The following is a 12,354-nucleotide window of genomic DNA, read 5'->3' as shown; positions in this document are numbered from 1 at the left end:
GGTCGACCCGGGCACCTGCCCGAGCGCGGATCGTCGCCGAATACCCTCGTGGGATGGACCGTTACGAGGTATCAGCGCAACTGGAGTGGTGGGCGAATCCCCTCACCTGCCTGGCCGACTTCCCCGTGCGGGTCAGCCACACCCACGGGCCCGACACGTGGCACGCGGCCGTCTCGCCGCCGCTCACCGGGGAGATCGGGGAAGGCGCCGAATGGCTCATCGCGCTCGATCCGTGGTTCACCCTCCGCTTCGCGGACGACTCGACCATCGAGGTCGAGGTAACGCACTCCGGAGACGTCAACGACCTGCGGTTGGTCGCCATCGAGGATCGGATCGCGGCATGACGGAGCACGTGGCGGCCGTAACGGCCCTGATCGTCGTGGACATGCAGGTGGCCTTCGTCACCGGGGACGGCGCGGTGTCGGAAGCGGATCGGGTGGTGCGGACGGTTCGGGGGTTGGTCGACGCGGCCCGCGCGGCGGGGGCGCTCGTGGTGCATCTGCAAAATGACGGGGATGTGGGTACGGAGGACGAAGTCGGCACTGCTGGCTGGGAGTTGCTGCTGCCGGTGCGGGTCGGCGACCGGGAAGCGGTGGTTCGGAAGGTCGAGGACGACGGATTCGAGGGAACGGCACTGGCGGAATTGTTGGCCGGTGCCGGGGTGACCGCCCTCGCCGTGTGTGGCGTGCAGTCGGAGATGTGCGTACGGGCGACCGCCGAGAGCGCGTTGGAGCGCGACTATCGGGTCGTACTGCCGCATGACGCGCATGGCACGTACGACATTCCGGCCGCCCCGGGGATCAGCGAGGCGGTACCGGCCGCGATGGTCTCGCGCGTGGCCGAGTGGGCGTTGGGGGACGAGGTCGAGATCGTCGCTCGCGCGGCGGACGTGGTGTTCCGCGCCCCCGGGGCCACGGTCTGAGCCCGACCAACAGCACCACGGCGACCCACACTTCGACCACTTCCCGCCGCGCCCGCAAGCTCGGTACGCAGCGGCCGAGGCCGCCCTGGGAAGGCATGCCGTACAGCGTCGTCGCGACCGAACGAGCAACGGCAGCCGACGCCCCTTGATCAACGGCATCCTCGGACGCGTCCCGGCCGGGCCCGAGCGCCGGGCGGTATGCACGCGGATCGCCTCGGTCAGGCCGGTGAACTGCCGCTCAAGGCCAGCGAGCGTCGGCAAGCCTCGGTGCGGTGTCGTGCGTGTCGTGCATCCGTCCGACGCCGGCGGCCGGGTCCGACATCGGGCTCGGGGGCGAGGCGATCACACGATGCGGACGACCGTGATGAACAGGAATTCCGCCGTTACCTGGTAGACCACGATGAAGTCCCCCGCCGACGCCTGCCGGTGGTCGCGGTCCCGCATCTCGGAAGTGGCGGACCCGTAGGGGTCGCCAGCGATCAGGGCCACGCCCCTGTCGAGCGAGGCACGCTGGCTGGAGGACAGTTGCGAGCGGATTTTGTCGCAATCCGGGCTGTACTTCACCGAATAGCTCATTCGGAATCGGCCTCCTGTTCACGGGCTTCGACCAGCAGGCGTTCCTCTTCTCGCAAGGCGTCGACCTTCGTGATGTCCTCGTCCCATGCGGGGGTCGGCATCAGAGCCCAACGGTGGAGGACGAGAAGGAGGTCACGCGCGTGCGCGTTGCCGACCTCCTCGTCGAACTTCTCGTGAAACTCATCGGGGAGTGCGGCGCGGATGCCGTTGATCGAGGCCGGATACCGGATCTCGTCCCCGTTGAGAAGATGGGTCGTGAACGTGGCCGCCATGGCGCCTCCCAGCTGTGTGCGGAAGGCCAGGGTGGCACCGCACCGCCCGTGATCGGTAGCCGGCGCACACGTCCGGAGTACGCGACCGCTGTGCGCCCTGCCATCCAGCCGGACGAACGGCCGGACTTGGCGGCGCTACGCTCGCGCGTCGAGGCTGCCTGGAGGTGCCGGTGCGGCTCGAAGTACAACCGCACCGAGGTCGGCACTCTCCTGCCCGATCCGATCGGCGACGGTGAGGTCCGGCCGAAGCTGTGCGAGTTGTGCGGGACGGCAATCACCGACAGCGGCGAGCCATAGGGGTCCCCGACTCGGGGAGAATCGGGCGGATACGGCGAACCAGGGATGGGTTCCGCTCGGCTCGGCACCGGCCGTTGCGGTTCCCCGTGTCGGCTGCGCGCCCGCCGTGCTCAGGGGGAAGCTGGTGTGGAGCCTGGTGCGGAACCCGTCGTCGAGCCGACGTGAGTGAGGCCCAACGACCTGACCATGTCGAGCATTTCGGCGCGGTGCAGTGCGGCCGGGTTGCCTGCGACGGGTTGGATGTGGCCGTCGATCTCCAGGGCCACCAGGCCGTGCATGCGGCCCCAGACGCGTAGCGCGAGCGCCGCTGCGGCGGGTGGCACGTCCGGGAGGTCTGCCCGGATCTTCGCGACGTAGTCCGGGTGGAGGTCGGACCAGGACGTGTCCTCGGGCTGGTTGTGCCGGGCGTGGGGCCAGGCGGCGGCCACCAGGCGGGTGAGGTCGCGGCAGACCCGACGGGCCGTCTGCTCCACCGGGCCGCCCTCGGGCGGCTGGTAACCGGGGACGGGCTGGCCGTAGAAGAGCCGGAAGCCCTCCGGGTGCGCCAGCGCCCATTCCCTCAGCGCCTGGCCCCAGGCCACCAGCCTGCCGCCGGGATCGGTGGCAGGCACCGCGTTGCTCGCGGCCTCCACCGCCTCCGCGAGCGAAGCGGCGATCTCGCTGATCAGTGCCGTGATCAGCTCGTCCCGGTTGGGGAAGTACCGGTAGATCGCGCGTGGGGTCATCCCCATCTCGCGGGCGATGCCGCGCAGCGAGATCGCGCCCGGCCCCTCGTCGGCCATCTGCCGCAGCGCGATGGCCTTGATCTCCCTGGTCGTCTCCGTCCGCAGCCGCTCCCGGCGGCTCGGCACGGCCTCGACGTGTCCGCCCTCGTCCTTGCTCACCTTGAGAAGGTTACAGCAGGTGTATTAGTCTCCGGCGGGTTGAAAAGTACACACCGTTTCCTAAGGAATCAGGGGATACACATGTCCGCTTACGTCATCGTCGGAGTCGACGTGCTCGACCAGGAAGCCGGCCTCGCCTACGCCGCCGTGGCCCAGCCGTCCATCCTCGGCCACGGCGGCCGCTACCTGGTGGCAGGCCCCACACCCGAGGCCGTCGAGGGCACCTGGGACTTCTCCCGGCTCCTGGTCATCGAGTTCCCCGACATGGACCGGATCCGGGAGTGGTACGACTCGCCCGAGTACCGGCGGGCCCGTGAGATGCGGAAGGGTGCGGCTCGGGTGCGGATGTTGTTCGCCGAGGGCTCGCCGCCCGAGGGCTTCTCCCTCCCCGCGTAGCCGAGGATCGCGGCAAGCGGCCGCCTGCGCTGCGGTTGGCGAGCCGTCACCGGGCCGAAGGCCGCCATCCGCAGACGGCACGTTTCGGCCGACCTCCGTCGGCCGCCTGCCGACGGAGGCCCGGCAACAGCGGGGGCGACCCATTCCGGCGTACTCGGGTGCTACCCCTTCGTCCACGCCGGCCCGACGAGCCGGTGCCGGCGCCGGTGCGTGCCAGTGCCAGTGCCGGTGCCAGTGCCGGTGCCAGTGCCGGTCCAGCAGGTACGCGGTCCAAATCAGGATGTCCGGCAGCCCCCGCTCGCGCAGCCGGTCGTCCACCCCCGCCGCCAACGCCGGCGCGGACGGCCGCCGGTCCGCGCCGATGCGCCGCTTCGGCACTCGGCGCCCCGCCTCCAGCACCAAGTCAGTGTCGCCCGGACAGCCCGCAGCCACCGACGCCACGACCGCGGTCGGCTCGCCGCGCCAAAACGCGGTCATCGCGACCGCCTCGACCGGGCTCCCGGCCCGACCGCAGAAGTCCGCCACCAGCGCGGCGCGCACTCCCCCACGCCATCATCTGCGCGTGCAGGTTCGCGCAGGTTCGCGTACGAATCCACCCCGACCACCGTGACGTCCCCGGACCGCAGTTCGGCGGCGAGGTCGGGTGCGGGGCGGGGTCGAGATCCTGAGACGCGTCAGTACAACCGGCCGCCCGGGCGTCAGGCCCACCCGGCTCATCCGTCGAGCGTGCTCGTGCCCCCGTCGGCTCCCACCGGGCCGGCGATCGGCTCCGATTCCGGCGCCGGGGTGGCCGGTTCGTGATCGGGGCAGTCCAGGCGTAGTTCGCCGTCGCCGAACGGGGCGTCGACAAAAGCGCAGTGGTGTGGGCGGTCCGGGTCGTCCGGGTGGGCGTCCGGCCGGTAGAAGCGGCAGGTGACGCAGGTGCGGGAGACCGGGATCGCCCGGTGTCGTTGCAGGACCCGGATCATCGTGGTGGTCCCACGCAACATCGCCGCCACGTCGTCGTCGCCGAGCGCGTCGAGGGCGGCGCGCAGCGGCGGGGGGACGAGGGCGAGCCGGTCGGCCTCGGCGCGGCCGGCCTCGGTGAGGGTGAGCGTGACCGCCCGGGTGTCGACCGGGTCGCGCTGTCGGTCGGTCAGCCCCTTCGTGGTCAGCGACCGCACCGCATCGCTGACCGTGGGGGCGGTGGACGCCAACGCCGTGACGATCTCCCGCTGCCGACGCGGCCTTTGGTCACCGGCCAGGTACAGCAGGATGTCGGCCTGCAACGGGGTGAGGTTGGTGGGGCCGGCCTGATGCCAGGCGCTCAGTTGTACCGCTCGGCCCAACCGGCCCAGCCCGATCAGCAGTTGCTCACTCGGTGACAGTCCCGGCAATTCGCCCGTCATTCGAACCTCCGTCACCACATTCCGTGCGGGATGGCCGCCATCCCCCTTGCATTCTAGGGAGTGCCAACTATATTTGGCACTGCCAACAAGGACTTGGCACTGCCAACAATGCTTGCCTCCTACTGTCTCCCGAAGGAGATCCACCCATGTCTCGTCTGTCTCGTCTGTCCACCGTCGACCCGGACACCGCCGCTCCCGCCGCCAAGCGCCTGCTCGACCAGGTCCAGCGTGCCCTGGGTGTAACGCCCAACATGATGCGCGCGATGGCCACTTCCCCGGCCGTCCTGGACGCCTACCTCTCCTTCGGCGCAGCCCTGGCCAAGGGCCACCTGTCCGCCGCGGTCCGCGAGCAGATCGCGCTGGTCACCGCCGTGGAGAACTCCTGCGAGTACTGCTACGCCGCACACCACGTCCTCGGCGCCAAGGCCGGCGTCGACGCGACCGACCTCGCGGCCGGCGGCCACGCCCGGGCGTCCGACCCCAAGGTCGCCGCGGCCCTCCGCTTCGCTCGGGCCGTCATCCGGGACCGGGGTTTCGTCTCCGACGAGGAACTCGACGCCGTACGGGCGGCCGGCTACGGCGACGGCGAGATCGGCGAGATCATCGGCTCGGTCGCACTCAACACCTTCACCAACTACTTCAACTCCGTCGGACGCACCGAAGTGGACTTCCCCCCGGTCCCCCTCCCGAAGTAACCACCCCGCCCCCACGACCACGCACACCCATCCACAACACGCCCCGACCACCCACCTTCACATCGGGCGGCCGGGGCGCGTCCCGTGCATTCCGGTCGTCGGGCAGGGTCACGGCTTGAGGCCCGCCAGCAGGACCACGGTCAATGGGTCGTCGGCGCGGGCGCCGGGGCGGCAGACCATTACCTTGACCAGGCCGGCGATCTCGGTGGGGGTGAGGTCGGCGCGTAGGCCGCCTTCCGTCTGGGCGCGTTCGATGAGGGTGGCGAATACTGCGCCAAGCCCCGGAGCCCACGCCGACAACTAGTCGAGCGCAGCGGCGCGCTCCGCGAGGGCGAGTAGTTCCGCCGGTGCGGATCGCCCTGCAATCAGCGTCAATTCGTGAATCGCGCCACGCGCAGCGACATGACTCCGAACCGTCTCGGGGGCAAGTTCTTCCGCCCGCAGCAGGCACTCGACCGCGTCGCCGACGTGACGGCGCTGAACATGCGCACGCCCGAGATCCATCAGCAACCGGGACTGCCGTTCCGGTGACAGCGCACCGGCATCGATGCGCGCCCCGACGTCCAGGGCCTCACCGGCGTCCCCGAGATCAACTGCGGTTGAAACCGCCTGGATCTCGACATTCGTCGGGCCGAACTCGAGATTGAAATCATTGCGGTCGGCGCCGAGTCGCCGTGCGATCGTCCGGGCCTCTTCGATCTCGCTTCGCGCTTGATCCCGATTCCCTGCTCGGGCATGAACCAACGCCAGCGCGAGGTGCAGTGCCCCCAACACCGAGAGCCCCTCCGATCTGCCCAGCTGCGCGGCACCGTGCGTTTCCAAAGCACGCACTGCCGTGGTTGCGGCATGTTCGGCTTGGTCCAACCGCTTGAGTCTGACGAACGCCTGCGCCAAGCGATAGATGCCGGCGAAGGTCCCGAGCACGTCGTTCGACTGCTCGGCGGCACGAATCGCACGGTCTGCCGCGACCCATGCGGCATCAGCTTCGTCTTGACGAGCGAAAGCCGCGGCGAGGGCCTGATACGTCCGAGCAAGGAGAGCGTACAAGGCGGGCCGCTCGCGGTCCGGAGCCGAACGGACCGCCGTCTCCAATCGATCCAGCAACGGATCGACCAGAACACTGAGTTCGGCGAACTTCGCAGCGTGGATGAGCGCCCACACGTCGTCTACCTGTCGACTCAGCTCCGACAGGGACGGAAGGCCCATCCTGTCCTCGGCGGAGAGGAGCACGCCCAACGCCGGATGGCCCGAGAGGGCCAACCGCGCCATGTCGAGATCGTTAGGCTCATCCGCGCCAACCGCAGGTACGGGCATAGGCGTTGGTGCGTCCGGGTTCAAAGCCTGCGTCGACACACCCAGGGCATTGGCGAGCAACTGCAAGACGTCGAGCCGTGCGACCGGTTGCACGCCTCGTTCGACCTGCGAAACCCAACTGGGTGTGCGGCCGACCAGGGCCGCGAGTTCCATCTGCGTGATGCCACGTTGGCGTCGCACGGCGGCCACCCGCACGCCGACGCCTTTACGCCCGCCGTCAGGCGTCACGCGTCACCCCGATCGGAATCCCCGCCGCTCCCAGCGGATCAAGGAAGTCGACCTCAACCGAGTCGACGAACGCTTCTCGCGCGGCAAGAAATCGCCGGATGTGAGGTTGCTGCTCATGTCGGTCGAACGCCTCACGGTCTACATACAGCTCATAGAAGATCCGCTGGAGGGGTTGGCCCTCAACAGCGTGGCTGACATACACGAGCGTTCCGGGCTCCTGCTCCCGGATGCCGACCAAGGTCTCCGTCACCAAGGCGTCGAAGGAACGAACCGCCGTTTCGTCGCGAGCGGTAAAGCGCACGTTCAGGCCGAAGGCCATCTCACTACTCCCCTCATCGAGCAGCAGACAGTCTTCCATGCTCGGGTTCCTTCTGCGACTCATAGTTCTTCTTGACTAGCAATTTCTCTGCTAGTAGATTCGCAGTATTGCTTCACTTCATGTTCGTAAGTACATCACCGTCGGGGGCAGCCAACTCGACACAACCGGCTTCGAGTTCACTGGCCCGGCGCCTGAGGCAGTACCTGGATGCCGGCGGGGAGATCTGTGGGCCACGGACACGACACCCCGAACCTGCTCGCTTCTTCGCGCCGCCGGAGGACTTCGTGGTGCTCGCCAACAAGCCCACTCCACCCGACTCCGACGCCGTCACAGTGCGGATGGGGCCCCCTTTGATGGGCGTCGTACGCGTGGATGGGTCGAAGAACGCGGCTCTGCCCCTGTTGGCGGGCGCCGCAGCCTTGGGTCGCACCGTGCAGGTGTGCGGAATTCCGGACAGCACCGACGTGCAGTTGATGCTCGACCTACTGGGGCCGTGCGGATACCGCGTAGCCCGGCCGGTGAATCAGCCGGGCACCGCGATCGTCCTGCCTCGGCCACGCGGAATCGAGAACCTGCCGCTTCCGAACGCCGCACGAATCCGCGCTTCCTACTACCTCGTCCCCGCCCTGTTGGCCTCGCAGGGTCGGGCAAACCTGCCATGGCCGGGCGGGTGCTCGATCGGTGATCGCGGCATGGAGGTGCACTTCAAGGTCTACGCGGCCTTCGGTGACACCGTCACGACCCATGAGTACGGGTACTCGGTCACCGCATCGACGTCCTGCCCACACGAGGTCCGTATCGCTCTGCCGTTCCGTTCGCGCGGCGCCGGCGTGGCCGCCATCCTCCGTGCGGTGATCGGAGGTCACCGGCTCCTGTTGGGCAATCCGAACCTGTCCGCGGAAACCACCGCTCTGCTCGACGCGCTCACCGCTGCGGGATGGCACATCGACGCCCGGCCGGAGGTGCTGCGCGTCGAACCCGGCGGCACGTGGGTGGAGTCCGTGTCCTGGTCGGTCCCCGGCGACAAGATCGAAGCCGGAACCCTGGCCTGCGCAATCGCCGCGACCGGCGGCTGTGGACGTATCGAAGGCGTACGCGATGTGGACATCACGATCGTGGCCGGCTTGCTGATACGACTTGGCGTCCCGGTGTTCGTCGAGCCCGACGCGCTGATCGTGTGCGAGGGCTCCCGGCACACGGGCCTGCCGCTGGAAGCGGTGGCGTCATTGGCACCCGGCGGCTTGGACGCCGACTTCGAACCGTCACTGATGGCCCTGGCACTCGGCCGGCCCGGCACGCACCTGTTCGCAGACACCATCAACCCCGGCAGGCACGGCAATCTCCTGCCCCAACTCGCCCGGCTGGGTGCCCATATCGAGGAGTTGACGCCCACCGAATGCCGGCTGACCGGCCCACAGCACTTGACCGGTGCCACTGTCGAGGCAACGGACATCCGTACCGGCTCCGCCCTGCTGATCGCCGGCCTGACCGCACACGGCAGCACCACGGTGACCGGGTTGGATCAACTCCGTCGGGGACACGCCGATCTGCCCGCCAAGCTCCGCACGCTCGGCGCGGACATCCCCGAGGTTCCCTCCCGATGAACCTCCCGAACCGAACATTGCAGCGAGTGGTCGCCACCACGGACGTCCACTCCTGCCTCGACGCAGCAAGCGGCATGCTCGCATACCTCCACGATGCGCGCGCCTCGTCCCTGGTGGTCGACTGCGGGGACTTCTTCGAGGGAACCGGCTACTACCGGCTCGGCGGCGGCTCGGTCGAACGCAAGCTCCTGCTGCGGCTGTACGACGTACTCGCCCCCGGAAACCACGGCTGGCCCCACCACTTCGAGCCGGGCCTACGCGCACGGACCGTATGCGCGAACGTCGTCGACGCCGGCCGGAACGAGCTGCTGTTCCGACCGCTGCACCGGACGAACATTCAGGGACGACGGGTCGCGGTCACCGCCGTGATCGGTCCGCAGGCATTCGCCGCCATTCCACTCGCCGAACGGGTCGGACAGCGCGTCACCGACCCTGTACACGCGCTGCGGCAGCTGATGCTCGAACACCACCACACCGTCGACGACTGGGTCCTGCTCTCCCACACCGGGTTCGAAGACGACCTCGACCTCGCCCAGGCGTGCCCCTTCCTCGACATCGTCTTCGCCGGGCACTGCCACAGCCACCACTACGCACCCCGTCAGGTCGGCTCCACGCTCGTGGTCAAGGGCGCCGAGCTCGGCCGCGGATACGCCGTCGCCGAACACGATGGGTCGTCGTCGGGATGGACGGCCCGAAGCTGCCGCTTCGCCGACATGGCCACGGTTCCCGAAGACCTGGTGCCGTTGGCGAACGAGATCGCACGCTTAGGGGAACGACTCGCCGTGCCGCTCGGTCTCGTGGCACGACGTTGGCGGGGCGCTGGCGCCCCTGGCCGGCGTGAGCTCCTGGCTGCCACCGCAGCCCGCCTGCACCGCGAGAGCAGCATCCCGGTGGTCCTGAACGAGACGGTGCTGCGGCCGACCGCTCTCGGCCGAGTCCTGCGATTGGCGGACGTCCTCGGCGTCGAACCCTTCGGGAACCGCCTGATCAACGCACTTCTGCCCGACGTCGCGATCGACGACATACCCGGTCTGCTCTCCCGACTGACGCACCGCGCGGGCCCGTTGGTCACCGCCCCCGACCCGCTGCCCGCCGACACGTACACCGTTCTGACCACCGACTACCTGGCCGAGACCATCGACGCCGCCCGTCCCCACGAGACCGGGCCGCTGCTCGGCGATGCCGTCCGCGATGTCCTCATCGACGGCGGCGAGCGCAACGAAGGAGAGCCACCGTGATCCTCACCGGTCCCGAGATCACCGCCGCCGTCCACGACGGGCGTCTGCGGATCGACCCGTTCGTTCCCGACCAGGTCAACCCCAACAGCTACAACATCCGGCTCGGGCCCAAGTTGCTGACCTACACCGAGCCCGTCATCGACGCGCACCGGCCCAACACCACGACCATGGTCGGTATCGGCGCCGGCGGCCTCGTCCTGGAGCCCGGCGAGTTGTACCTGGGACACACTCTCGAACAGGTCGGCTCCGACGCCTACGTGCCCCTGCTGTTCGGGCGTTCCTCCGTCGGGCGCCTCGGGCTGTTCGTCGAGATCACCGCGCCCATCGGCGACATCGGTTTCCACGGGCAGTGGACCCTGATGCTCTCCCCGATCCGACCCCTGCGTGTGTACGCGGGCATGAAGATCGGCCAGATCATGTTCTTCGTTGCCACCGGATCGGTCATCCTCTACGACGGCAAGTACCAGACGGCCAACGGGCCCCAACCATCGAGCTACTGGCGCGACCTCGCCCCGAGCGGGGTACCGTCGTGATCCTCACCGGCCCCGCCATCGCGGCAGCCGTCGCCGCACGAGAGATCTCCATCGACCCGTTCGACCCGAAACGACTCTCCCCAAATGCCTACGACTGGCGCCTGGGCGAGACCCTGCGGGTCTGCGACGGCGACCTCGACGCCGCTGCCCGCAGCACGTTCGTCGAGATCTCCATCCCCACCAACGGCTACGTCCTGAGGCCCGAAGTGTTGTACCTGGGCCTGACCTGGGAGCGCACCGGGTCCGAGACCTACGCCCAGTTTCTGAACGGCGACCGCACCATCGGATCCCTCGGCGTCTGGGTCCACGTCTCCGCTCCGCTCGGCCACGTCGGACACGCGATCCGCTGGACGCTGGAGATCCGCGCCGCCAGGCCAGTACGCGTCTACCCCGGCATGACCTTCGGAAAAGTCGTGTTCCTGCACACCTTCGGCGCCCGGACCAGCTACCGGATGTGCGGCCTCAAGTACGCCGCCACGCAAGGCATCGACATCTCCCGCCTCTACGAGGAAGATCCCGGAGGCCAGTCGTGAACACTCCAGGCAGCCCATCCGTCGCCACCGCGCTCGACCTGCCTGCGGGCAGCCCCGGCGGCAGCGTCGAACTCTTCCTCGACCTCTACACCGGCCGCAATCCGCGCATCCCCGCACAGGCATTCATGCTCGCTCCGGAAGGCGCCTCGCCCCGCACACCGGCCGGTCTGGAACTCCTGGCCGTCGACGACAAGTGCCTGTCCGGGCCCCGCTTCAGCCACTACGTCACCACCCTGCAACGCGCCCTCGCGATCGCGATCGACACCTCCCACATCGACCTCCTGCACCTGCAACACCTCACCTTCGGAGCTACCCCCGCCCTGATGCGTGCCCTCCCCGAACATCCCCGCATCGCCCTGGTCCACGGCACCGACCTGCTCTTCGCCGAAGCCCATCGCACCCAGATGCGGGTCCTGTACGAAACCGTCCGCGCCGCGCACGCGATCGTGGTCCCCAGCGGAGCGATGGCCGACCACCTGCGCAAACTCGCCCCCACCCTCGAACGCCGCAAGATCGTCCACATCCCCTGGGGCATCCCCGATCGACTGATCACCGTGCCGCCACCCCGACCCACACGCGGCCCCAGCGGCCATCTCCGCCTGCTGTACGCCGGCCGACTCAGTGCCGAGAAAGGCGTCGACTCACTCGTCCGCGCCCTCACCATTGCCCAGGGCGTACAACTGAGCATCGCCGCACCACAAGCGCAGTACCGGCAACTGATCCCGACCCTCAATCGCGTCGGCGTCAAGGTCCGCTACCTCGGGTGGCTCCGCCGACGCCAACTCTGGAAGGCATTCGCCGAACACGACGCACTCGTCGTCCCCTCCATCACCCTCGAAGCCATGGGTCTCGTCGCCCTCGAAGCCCAAGCCTGCGGCCTGCCCGTCCTGTACCAACCGGTCCCCGGACTGACCGAAACCCTCAAGGAAACGGCCCTCGCGACCAACCTCACCGACGCCGCGAGTCTCGCCCGCGAGCTCACCCGGCTACGGGCCTCACCCGAGTTGCTGCCCGCGCTTCGTGCGGCAGGGCTGCGCAATGCCGCACGGTACCCGCTGAGCACCACAGGCATCGCACTGACCGAACTCGGCCGCCGATTCGGCTGATTCCACGCGCCGATCCCGGAACGACCTCCGTCCGCCAATACGCTGACGA

The 12,354-nt window shown here is 68.8% G+C and carries 16 protein-coding genes; 9 read left to right on the top strand and 7 right to left on the bottom strand.

Translation table 11 applies throughout. The annotated features are described in order from the left end of the window. Positions 1–53 precede the first annotated feature (53 nt). A complete protein-coding gene (locus tag ABIA38_RS09080) occupies positions 54–344 on the top strand; it encodes a hypothetical protein (protein WP_424637969.1) in 291 nt (96 codons plus the stop codon). Continuing rightward, positions 341–922 (top strand): isochorismatase family protein, encoded by a 582-nt coding sequence (locus ABIA38_RS09075; RefSeq protein WP_424637968.1) that lies wholly within the window; start codon positions 341–343, stop codon positions 920–922. The genes ABIA38_RS09080 and ABIA38_RS09075 overlap by 4 nt, the downstream gene beginning before the upstream one ends. A 342-nt stretch (positions 923–1,264) precedes the next feature. Here ABIA38_RS09075 and ABIA38_RS09070 read toward each other — a convergent pair whose 3' ends face one another. From ABIA38_RS09070 to ABIA38_RS09060, 3 genes are all read right to left on the bottom strand, one after another. Next, positions 1,265–1,498 (bottom strand): type II toxin-antitoxin system RelE/ParE family toxin, encoded by a 234-nt coding sequence (locus ABIA38_RS09070; protein ID WP_424637967.1) that lies wholly within the window; start codon positions 1,496–1,498, stop codon positions 1,265–1,267. Continuing rightward, a complete protein-coding gene (locus tag ABIA38_RS09065) occupies positions 1,495–1,770 on the bottom strand; it encodes a hypothetical protein (RefSeq protein ID WP_424637966.1) in 276 nt (91 codons plus the stop codon). The genes ABIA38_RS09070 and ABIA38_RS09065 overlap by 4 nt, the downstream gene beginning before the upstream one ends. Positions 1,771–2,177: 407 nt before the next feature. Further along, positions 2,178–2,951 carry a TetR/AcrR family transcriptional regulator gene (locus tag ABIA38_RS09060; protein WP_424637965.1) on the bottom strand — a complete coding sequence of 258 codons (774 nt, stop codon included), beginning with the start codon at positions 2,949–2,951 and terminating at the stop codon, positions 2,178–2,180. 81 nt (positions 2,952–3,032) lie between these two features. On the opposite strand from ABIA38_RS09060, the gene ABIA38_RS09055 reads away from it, so the two are divergent. Continuing rightward, entirely contained in the window at positions 3,033–3,347 is a 315-nt protein-coding gene (locus ABIA38_RS09055; protein WP_424637964.1) for a DUF1330 domain-containing protein, read from the top strand. Between the two features lie 713 nt (positions 3,348–4,060). On the opposite strand, the gene ABIA38_RS09050 is transcribed toward ABIA38_RS09055, so the two are convergent. Then, on the bottom strand, positions 4,061–4,735 hold the full coding sequence (locus tag ABIA38_RS09050) for a MarR family winged helix-turn-helix transcriptional regulator (RefSeq protein ID WP_424637963.1): 675 nt from the start codon (positions 4,733–4,735) through the stop codon (positions 4,061–4,063). A 146-nt stretch (positions 4,736–4,881) separates the two neighbouring features. Here ABIA38_RS09050 and ABIA38_RS09045 point away from each other — a divergent pair, with 146 nt between their 5' ends. Then, positions 4,882–5,430, top strand: coding sequence for a carboxymuconolactone decarboxylase family protein (locus ABIA38_RS09045; protein WP_424637962.1), 549 nt, complete (start codon positions 4,882–4,884; stop codon positions 5,428–5,430). A gap of 108 nt (positions 5,431–5,538) precedes the next feature. Here the strand turns inward: ABIA38_RS09045 and ABIA38_RS09040 are convergent, their stop codons facing one another. The 3 genes from ABIA38_RS09040 to ABIA38_RS09030 are packed head-to-tail and all read right to left on the bottom strand — an operon-like array spanning position 5,539 to position 7,330. After that, positions 5,539–5,730, bottom strand: a complete 192-nt coding sequence (locus ABIA38_RS09040) for a hypothetical protein (protein WP_424637961.1) — start codon at positions 5,728–5,730, stop codon at positions 5,539–5,541. Continuing rightward, the gene (locus ABIA38_RS09035; protein ID WP_424637960.1) at positions 5,731–6,972 is read right to left on the bottom strand and encodes a helix-turn-helix domain-containing protein; all 1,242 of its coding nucleotides are present in this window, start codon (positions 6,970–6,972) and stop codon (positions 5,731–5,733) included. It abuts the gene before it with no gap. Continuing rightward, complete coding sequence (locus ABIA38_RS09030) at positions 6,962–7,330, bottom strand: putative quinol monooxygenase (protein WP_424637959.1); 369 nt, start codon at positions 7,328–7,330, stop codon at positions 6,962–6,964. The genes ABIA38_RS09035 and ABIA38_RS09030 overlap by 11 nt, the downstream gene beginning before the upstream one ends. Before the next feature lie 299 nt (positions 7,331–7,629). On the opposite strand from ABIA38_RS09030, the gene ABIA38_RS09025 reads away from it, so the two are divergent. From ABIA38_RS09025 to ABIA38_RS09005, 5 genes are read left to right on the top strand one after another with little or no spacing between them, the layout of a single operon-like run. Beyond that, the gene (locus ABIA38_RS09025; protein ID WP_424638174.1) at positions 7,630–8,895 is read left to right on the top strand and encodes a UDP-N-acetylglucosamine 1-carboxyvinyltransferase; all 1,266 of its coding nucleotides are present in this window, start codon (positions 7,630–7,632) and stop codon (positions 8,893–8,895) included. Positions 8,896–8,921: 26 nt separating this feature from the next. Next, positions 8,922–10,133, top strand: coding sequence for a bifunctional metallophosphatase/5'-nucleotidase (locus tag ABIA38_RS09020; protein ID WP_424637958.1), 1,212 nt, complete (start codon positions 8,922–8,924; stop codon positions 10,131–10,133). Next, positions 10,130–10,666, top strand: coding sequence for a dCTP deaminase (gene dcd / locus ABIA38_RS09015; RefSeq protein ID WP_424637957.1), 537 nt, complete (start codon positions 10,130–10,132; stop codon positions 10,664–10,666). Before ABIA38_RS09020 ends, dcd begins: the two co-directional genes overlap by 4 nt. Further along, positions 10,663–11,199: a dCTP deaminase gene (locus ABIA38_RS09010; protein ID WP_424637956.1), complete on the top strand. Its 537-nt coding sequence runs from the start codon at positions 10,663–10,665 to the stop codon at positions 11,197–11,199. The genes dcd and ABIA38_RS09010 overlap by 4 nt, the downstream gene beginning before the upstream one ends. Continuing rightward, positions 11,196–12,305, top strand: coding sequence for a glycosyltransferase family 4 protein (locus ABIA38_RS09005; RefSeq protein WP_424637955.1), 1,110 nt, complete (start codon positions 11,196–11,198; stop codon positions 12,303–12,305). Before ABIA38_RS09010 ends, ABIA38_RS09005 begins: the two co-directional genes overlap by 4 nt. Positions 12,306–12,354 lie beyond the last annotated feature (49 nt).

Origin of the sequence: Embleya sp. AB8 (genome assembly GCF_049739465.1) — a bacterium.
GTDB lineage: Bacteria > Actinomycetota > Actinomycetes > Streptomycetales > Streptomycetaceae > Embleya.
Note: the sequence above shows the minus strand (reverse complement) of the source record. Positions and strands in the feature narration are given on the sequence as shown.

What these genes read in the sequence shown, in the direction of transcription:
- ABIA38_RS09030 (WP_424637959.1), bottom strand. Translation starts at nt 7,330, where the DNA reads ATGGAAGACTGTCTGCTGCTCGATGAGGGGAGTAGTGAGATGGCCTTC.
- ABIA38_RS09050 (WP_424637963.1), bottom strand. Translation starts at nt 4,735, where the DNA reads ATGACGGGCGAATTGCCGGGACTGTCACCGAGTGAGCAACTGCTGATC.
- ABIA38_RS09065 (WP_424637966.1), bottom strand. Translation starts at nt 1,770, where the DNA reads ATGGCGGCCACGTTCACGACCCATCTTCTCAACGGGGACGAGATCCGG.
- ABIA38_RS09045 (WP_424637962.1), top strand. Translation starts at nt 4,882, where the DNA reads ATGTCTCGTCTGTCTCGTCTGTCCACCGTCGACCCGGACACCGCCGCT.
- ABIA38_RS09070 (WP_424637967.1), bottom strand. Translation starts at nt 1,498, where the DNA reads ATGAGCTATTCGGTGAAGTACAGCCCGGATTGCGACAAAATCCGCTCG.
- ABIA38_RS09080 (WP_424637969.1), top strand. Translation starts at nt 54, where the DNA reads ATGGACCGTTACGAGGTATCAGCGCAACTGGAGTGGTGGGCGAATCCC.
- ABIA38_RS09025 (WP_424638174.1), top strand. Translation starts at nt 7,630, where the DNA reads ATGGGGCCCCCTTTGATGGGCGTCGTACGCGTGGATGGGTCGAAGAAC.
- ABIA38_RS09075 (WP_424637968.1), top strand. Translation starts at nt 341, where the DNA reads ATGACGGAGCACGTGGCGGCCGTAACGGCCCTGATCGTCGTGGACATG.
- ABIA38_RS09055 (WP_424637964.1), top strand. Translation starts at nt 3,033, where the DNA reads ATGTCCGCTTACGTCATCGTCGGAGTCGACGTGCTCGACCAGGAAGCC.